Here is a 6,424-nt window from a genome sequence, read left to right as displayed (position 1 = left end):
CGATGTGGGCGTGGCCGAGGAGTTCCTTGATCACGACGAGTTCGACGCCCTGTTCCAGGAGCAGGGTGGCGGTCGAGTGGCGGAGGTCGTGGAAGCGGATGCGGCGGAGGCTGGCCTTGCTGAGGAGTGTGGTGAAGGTGCGGGTGAGGTTGGTCGGGTCGATCGGCCTGCCCTGGGGCGTGGTGAAGACGTGCCCGTTGTGCTGCCACGTGGTGCCTGCTGCCTCGCGCTCACGCTGCTGCTGTTCGTGGTGGTGCTTCAGCGACTGGATGCAGCGGGTGGGGAGGGCGATGCGGCGTTCAGAGGCCCGGGTCTTGGTGGGCAGTGTGGTGAGCCCGCCTGCGCTGGTGCGCTGAAGGGTGCGGCGGATTGCGGCGGTGCCCGAGCCGAGGTCGAGGTCTTTCCAGTGCAGGCCGAGGAGTTCGCCCTTGCGGAGTCCGGTGTGGAGGGCGAGTTCGAACAGCGCGTGCAGCCGATGCCCCTGGGCCGTGGTGAGGAGTCGGCGGGCTTCGTCGGTGGTGAGGGGTTCGAAGCGTCGGGGCCGTGGGGTGCCGGTGCGGACGTTGCGGGCGACGTTGCGTGGGATCTCTTCCTCGCGGACGGCGTGCTCCAGGGCGGACTTGAGTACGGAGTGGATGTACGTCAGTGTCAGTGGGGAGAGCCGCTTGGAGCAGCATGCTCCGGCGGCGCAGCAGCGGGGCTGGTCGCGGTCGGCGTCGATGCCGCGTGCGCAGCACTGGCAGGTGGTGCGGAGCTGGTTGAGCCAGGTGCGGACGTCCTTGGCGGTGATCTTGGTGAGCCTCTTCTTGCCCAGGCCGGGGGTCAGGTACTGGTCGACGCAGGCGGCGTATCGCGTGTGGGTGTTCTCGCGGAGGTGGTGGACGGCGACGTTCTCCAGCCAGTACGTCAGGTACGCGGCCACGCTGCCCTGAGCGGAGGGGACGGGGAGGCCGCGGTTGCTGGCGGCGACCTTCTCGGTGAGCTTGGCCAGAGCTTCCTTGCGGGTGGTGCCGTATACGCGGATGCGCTTGCGGGTGTTGCCGGGGGCGAGGACGTATCCGGCGGCTTCCCAGCGGCTGTCCTTGCGCTGGTAGACGGTCCCGTCGCCGTTGGCGCGCACACGGCGGGAGGCGGGGGTGTCGCGGGGCGTGGTCATCAGGCGGCGGCTTCCTGTTCGAGTCGGGTGGTGATGAGGGAGTCGAGCGCGGGGGCGGGGATGCGGCGGGCGCGGCCGAGGGTGATGGAGGGGAGTTGCCGGGTGCGGATGAGGTCGTAGACGGCGGTGCGGCCGAGTTGGAGGCGTTCCATGACCTGGGGGACGGTGAGGAGTTCGGTGCCGGCGGTCACGCGAGGGCCCCCGTCCGGACAGTGCTGGTCAGCCGATGAGTGGAGTGACCGTCCGGGTGACCGGCGGACTGACCGGCGCGGTCACCGGAGCGCTTCGAGCGTCGGGTTCGGGTCGGTTGCTCGGGTCGGGTCTGCCGTTTTGCGGCCAGGAGGTCGGCGAGGTGTTCGAGTTCGGGCAGGAGGCCGGTTCCGGCGTACTGCCAGTGGGAGATGACCAGCGTCGTGTCCGAGTCCACGCGCTGACCGGCGATGTTGCGGTGACCGGGTCGGTGACCGGCGGCCAGGTCAGTGGGGTGTCCGGCGCCGTCGCTGACTTGACTGCCGTCCGTCTGGCCGGTCTGCGTCTCAGCCGACGCCGGGGTTGGGGTCTGGGTGTCGTGTTGGCGGGTTCGCCAGGCGGTGCGTTCGGCTCGCAGGTGGGCGAGGGTGGTGGAGTAGTGGCGGGTGCGGGTGGCGAAGTGGCCTCGGAAGCCGAGCATGTGGGCCCATTGGCGTAGGCGGAGGTGGGCGTGCCGGGGGCGGGTGGCGAGGTGCCAGGCGGTGTGGATCATGCGGCGGGCGTGGTCGGTGATGTCGTGGGTGGCGAGTTCGGCGAGGAAGCGGAGGCGGCGGTCGAGGGTGCCGGTGGTGGTCTCGGCTCCCTTGGTGGCGTACTTGGCGATGTAGGCGGCGACGTGCCGGTCGGTGACCGGGCCGCTGGTGAAGTCGGTGCCGCGGATCGCCCGGACGTCGATCTGCCGCCCGAACCGGATCACCAACCGCCCTGCCCGATCTGAGCCTTGGGGCGGGGATGTGGGGACGCGTCCGGCGGGCTGCGGTTGCTTCGGCGGTTCGCCGTGGTGGTGGACACGGGTGTGTGTGGCGGCGGCGTGGACGGCTTGGTCGAGGAGTTGGGTGGTGGCCCAGGCGGGTGGGGTGCTGGTGGGGCCGGTGGGTCCGTCGAGGCGGATGACGGCGTGGAAGTGGACCTGGCCCCGTTTCTGGTACTCGGCGACCTTGGCGTACGAGAGGGTGGCGTGGTCCCGCAGGGTCCGTTGCGTGAGCCCGGCGGCCTTGGCGATCTCCCGACGTAGGTGGGTGGTGAAGCGGGCCCACAGGGTGGGGGCGTGCGCGTTCCACAGGACCGCGCCGGTGTAGTCGTAGCGGTCGGGGTCGAGCGGGGTGCCGAGGAGCGGGTCGTCGTCGGGGTGGACCTGACTGCAGAGGCAGCGGCCGGCGTCGGGCTGGTTGTGGACGGGCCCGAAGCCGGGGGCGGTGAGCGTGGCGAACACGCGCGGGTGCGCGGCCACGCTTGCCGGGACGGTCTTGCCGCCGCGTAGTCCGGCTGCGATGAGTTGGTAGGTGTCGTAGCGGTAGACGGTGGAGCAGGCGGGGCAGCGGGTGGCGCGGCGGTTGCCGCAGCGGACCAGCAGTTCGCCTGCCGGGAGCCGGCCGGAGTCGAAGTGGTCGAGGACCTCACCGGTCGCGGTGTCCAGGCGGGTGCGGTGCCCGGTGAGGCGGATCGGGTGCGCGCATCCGCCGAGTCCGGCTATCTGTCGTGCGAGGGGTGCGAGTTGGCCGGTGGCGGCGAGCTTGGCCAGCTTTGCGGTGAGCCTGGCGCGGCGCTCCAGCGCCGATCGCCCTGCTGTCGGCGAGACAGTGGCGTCCGCCGGGCAGGTCGGTGCCGTGAACGGCGACGACGGACGCGAGGCGGCTGGAACGGTCGTGGAGTACGGGAGTTGGGGCTGTGCGGGCATGCGAGAAGAGGCCTTTCGGCGAGTGCGCGGAAGCGGTACGGCGCGGGGTGGCGTGGGCAGGCCGAAGTGATCGGCTCACAGAGGAACGGGGCGCCTCGGAGTTGGGCGCGGGGGCCGGACCAGAGGGGCGTGGTCGGCGGGGCGCGGCGGTGATCACCGGCGGGTGCGTGACGTTAGCATCGTCTCATGGGCGCATTCAAGTGCATCCCTCCTCATTCCTTTCTGTGAGTGGTGGGACGCGGGTAGTGTGAGGGCGGTTCCCCGGTTTGGACGGGCCGGATTGTGCTGGTAGAGGGCGTGGAAAGCGGGGGTGACCGGGCGTGGTGGTGGGGCGGCGCGGGCGGAGGCCGGCGGGCAGCGGGGTGCAGCTGACGTTCGAGGTCATTGCCGAGACCCTGCGTGAGCGGATCCGCTCCGGTGGGCTGCGGCCGGGGGACGCGTTGCCGACGCAGGCCATGCTGATGCAGGAGTTCGGGGCGTCGAGCCTGACTGTGCAGAAGGCCATGGCCCTGTTGAAGCAGGACGGGTGGGCGGTCTCCCGTCCCGGCAAGGGTGCCTTCGTCGCACACCGCGACAACGGCGTAGACGATGCTGATGACCTCGACAGTCCGGAGGCGACCGCACTCGTCAGCGGGGTGGCGGCCCGCGTCGAGGCGTTGGAACGGGCACTGGCCGACGCCGTCGAGCAGATCGCCGACCTTCGTGGCCGCGTCGAAGCCCTGGAGACGCGCAGCGGCGGGCGCGGCCGCTGACCGGCCGTGCCGGGCGGCCCGGGACACACCGGGCCGCCAGGGGTGTGCGTTCAGATTTTCTCTTCGAGGTTCAAGGCGGGCCCCGCCCGCATTGGCTGGCCGCCGTCGCTGACAAACCCGCCGTTCAATCGGGAGGCCGACTACGCCGCAGGTGGCGAGCCGCCCCGGCAGTCGGGGGTGATCCGGGGCTGTCAGAGCGGCAATCTGCCTGGTCACCGGGCTGACCGTAACGGGGCCCTGGCAGAGCAAGTTGTCGCCCACGACCGTCCTACGGCCGGATCGCAGGCACAGGGCCGGCCAGGGGGCCGACCCTTCATATCCGTCACCGGGCTCACCGAGGGCGGTGACGGACGTCGTCTCCAGCGGGGAGCGAAGCTCCCAGCGCCCTACCATCAGCCGGTCCCTCTCCGACCCGCCTTCGGAACATGCACTCGGCCGTTCGCCGGGCTGGCGTCGGCTTCCTGCGCGTACCCGCCCCCCGGGCAGGCCACCAGCCCAAGATCCCGACAATGCCTGCGAGGATCGGCGCACGCGCGTTCGGAGATCGGCTCCGTGGGGTGAAGCCCGGTGCCAGCACGGGTCGGCCCCCGTATGCTGACTTTGGTAGTCACATCCCGTCCCTGGTGGAGGTCCCCGATGAGCACACCCGACGCGGAGTACTCCGGCTACCCACCGCTTCGGCCTCGCGTTTCGGTCGAGGAACTGCTGGCCGCGAAGAACACCCAGCCGATCCGGTCCCTGGACGACCTCGCCGCCGACACCTTCGAGTCGGACGAGGAACTGGAGGAGTTCCTGGCCTTCACGTACGCCGAGCGCCACCGCGACGTCGCCTGAGCCGCCGCCGTGCAACCCGTCATCCTCGACACCGACGTCGCCTCGCTGTCCCACAAGCGCAAGCTCACCGGCCCGCTCGCCACCAGGCTGATCGGCCGCAAGCCGCTGATCACCTTCGTGACCTTCGGCGAACTGACCAAGTGGACCGAGATCCGCCACTGGGGCACCCGCAGCCGCCAGGAACTCGCCGACTGGCTCTCCGGCATCCCGATCCTGCCCGGCGACGAAGCCGTCGCCGCAACCTGGGGCCGCCTGTCAGCCGCAGGCATCCAGCGCGGACGACCACGCCCGATCAACGACATGTGGATCGCGGCCTGCGCCCTCACCTACGACCTGCCGCTGGCCACGCTCAACCTCAAGGACTACGAGGACTTCCGAACCCACCACGGTCTGCGCATCCTCGGCACGGAGTAGCCGTCGGCGCAGCCGGACCGGGCTCCCGGACGAGGCAGCGGCCCGTAACCAGGTTGACAAGAAACGGGCTGTCGGCGTGTCGCCTCCGACGGGGAATGAATCCAGCCCCTCCGAGCGGCGAGCCCGCTTGCCCCGGCCCCCACTGCCGGACCGGCGGACGGCCGAGCCACCGCGAGGCCCCAGCCCTGCCTGAGGGGTCAAGACCCTTGACGGCAGTAGTGACGGCAACAAACACGAACAACCCCGGCCGACCCCGCACCTCAGCGAACTGCCGAATATCACTTGACCTGTGAAAACGCAGGTGGGGAGGGGTCGCTTAGCACACGTACTATGTGCTGGCGGGGGCCACGCCGGTTCTCGTTCACAACAGCAACTGTGACCTTCCGGAGGGGTATACCTCTTCCCCTGCGCTCAAGGGTGACCCCTACCATCCGGACTCGGTGGCTGAGCGCAGTCGGCAGAACCGAGAGCTGTACGCCGGGACCGTGGCCGATCGGGCAGGTGCACTTGGGTACAGGACAAGAATTCCCGCGCAGAAGGCACCGTTCAATTCGCATGGCCAGGTCGTCTTTTCCAACGGAAAGAACTACATTACGCCTGATGTCGATGGCCATAACGTGACGGACGGCTGGAAGATGTTCAACCGCAGAGGGCAACGGATCGGAACCTATGACCCAGATCTCAACTACCTCAAGGAATGATGGATTCTCAATCGAGGTGATCGACGATCCGGTTTCGGAGGGTGCGACCCCGTCATCCTCCGATGCTGTCGCCAGGATCAGAGTCGGCAGCTTCGCGGAGACGTTCCGGATGGATCTGAGCTTCTGGTCGGTGGATGAATACCGCCGAAGCTGGGAGAGTGCCCTGAGGGAAATTGAATGCTCCGAGAAGGTGACCTCTTGTCTCATTGCTTCGATCACTGATCCGGAAGCCAGTAATTTCATCTCATGTTGGCCTATGTATCGAGACGGGGATGTGGTCCACGTCCAGAATTCGCTCATCTTCCTGGATGAGCTCGACGAACCGTTCGACCCGCAAGAGCCGTGGCGGTACGTAGAGCCTCACCGTGAAGTCGACGAGGACGGGAATCGCATCTCCGAGTGGGTGACGAGCGCGTCCGAAGTGCGGCAGTTCCGCGAGTCCGCCTGGGGCTTGTGAGAGCACGCAAGCGCAAATATGAAGCCCCGCCAGATCGTTTCTGGCGGGGCTTCTGCACGTCGTGACGGCAGTAGTTGACGGCAACGTCAGTGGACGGTGGCTCCGCACGGCGGCGGGTCATCGCCGTCGTCGCGGGTCGACTCGTCGTTGGCGGGGCCGTCAAGGGCGGTGCTGAGGGTGTTG

8 protein-coding genes are annotated in these 6,424 nt (G+C 68.9%); 5 read left to right on the top strand and 3 right to left on the bottom strand.

Going from position 1 to position 6,424, the window contains the following annotated elements:
* The 3 genes from GFH49_RS23170 to GFH49_RS23160 form a co-directional block, all read right to left on the bottom strand.
* A partial coding sequence (locus tag GFH49_RS23170) for a tyrosine-type recombinase/integrase (RefSeq protein ID WP_155058003.1) occupies positions 1-1,156 on the bottom strand: 1,156 nt, incomplete at its 3' end.
* Positions 1,156-1,347 carry a helix-turn-helix domain-containing protein gene (locus GFH49_RS23165; RefSeq protein ID WP_155058002.1) on the bottom strand — a complete coding sequence of 64 codons (192 nt, stop codon included), beginning with the start codon at positions 1,345-1,347 and terminating at the stop codon, positions 1,156-1,158. The genes GFH49_RS23170 and GFH49_RS23165, both read right to left, overlap by 1 nt.
* Positions 1,344-3,083, bottom strand: coding sequence for a replication initiator (locus tag GFH49_RS23160; protein ID WP_155058001.1), 1,740 nt, complete (start codon positions 3,081-3,083; stop codon positions 1,344-1,346). The genes GFH49_RS23165 and GFH49_RS23160 overlap by 4 nt, the downstream gene beginning before the upstream one ends.
* A 320-nt stretch (positions 3,084-3,403) precedes the next feature.
* On the opposite strand from GFH49_RS23160, the gene GFH49_RS23155 reads away from it, so the two are divergent.
* The 5 genes from GFH49_RS23155 to GFH49_RS23135 all read left to right on the top strand — a co-directional run bounded on the left by GFH49_RS23155 (position 3,404) and on the right by GFH49_RS23135 (position 6,241).
* Positions 3,404-3,835, top strand: a complete 432-nt coding sequence (locus GFH49_RS23155; RefSeq protein WP_155058000.1) for a winged helix-turn-helix domain-containing protein — start codon at positions 3,404-3,406, stop codon at positions 3,833-3,835.
* Positions 3,836-4,471: 636 nt separating this feature from the next.
* Positions 4,472-4,669, top strand: coding sequence for a hypothetical protein (locus GFH49_RS23150; RefSeq protein ID WP_155057999.1), 198 nt, complete (start codon positions 4,472-4,474; stop codon positions 4,667-4,669).
* 9 nt (positions 4,670-4,678) lie between these two features.
* On the top strand, positions 4,679-5,083 hold the full coding sequence (locus GFH49_RS23145; protein ID WP_155057998.1) for a type II toxin-antitoxin system VapC family toxin: 405 nt from the start codon (positions 4,679-4,681) through the stop codon (positions 5,081-5,083).
* A 440-nt stretch (positions 5,084-5,523) separates the two neighbouring features.
* Entirely contained in the window at positions 5,524-5,784 is a 261-nt protein-coding gene (locus GFH49_RS23140) for a toxin C-terminal domain-containing protein (RefSeq protein ID WP_230396446.1), read from the top strand.
* The gene (locus tag GFH49_RS23135; RefSeq protein WP_230396445.1) at positions 5,753-6,241 is read left to right on the top strand and encodes a hypothetical protein; all 489 of its coding nucleotides are present in this window, start codon (positions 5,753-5,755) and stop codon (positions 6,239-6,241) included. The genes GFH49_RS23140 and GFH49_RS23135 overlap by 32 nt, the downstream gene beginning before the upstream one ends.
* Positions 6,242-6,424: the final 183 nt, after the last annotated feature.

Origin of the sequence: Streptomyces blattellae, assembly GCF_009709555.1 — a bacterium.
GTDB lineage: Bacteria > Actinomycetota > Actinomycetes > Streptomycetales > Streptomycetaceae > Streptomyces > Streptomyces blattellae.
This window is presented reverse-complemented; position numbering and strand designations above follow the sequence as displayed.

Bases quoted from the DNA above. Each gene is read 5' to 3' on its own strand.
- GFH49_RS23160 (WP_155058001.1), bottom strand. From the start codon at position 3,083: ATGCCCGCACAGCCCCAACTCCCGTACTCCACGACCGTTCCAGCCGCC.
- GFH49_RS23150 (WP_155057999.1), top strand. From the start codon at position 4,472: ATGAGCACACCCGACGCGGAGTACTCCGGCTACCCACCGCTTCGGCCT.
- GFH49_RS23135 (WP_230396445.1), top strand. From the start codon at position 5,753: ATGACCCAGATCTCAACTACCTCAAGGAATGATGGATTCTCAATCGAG.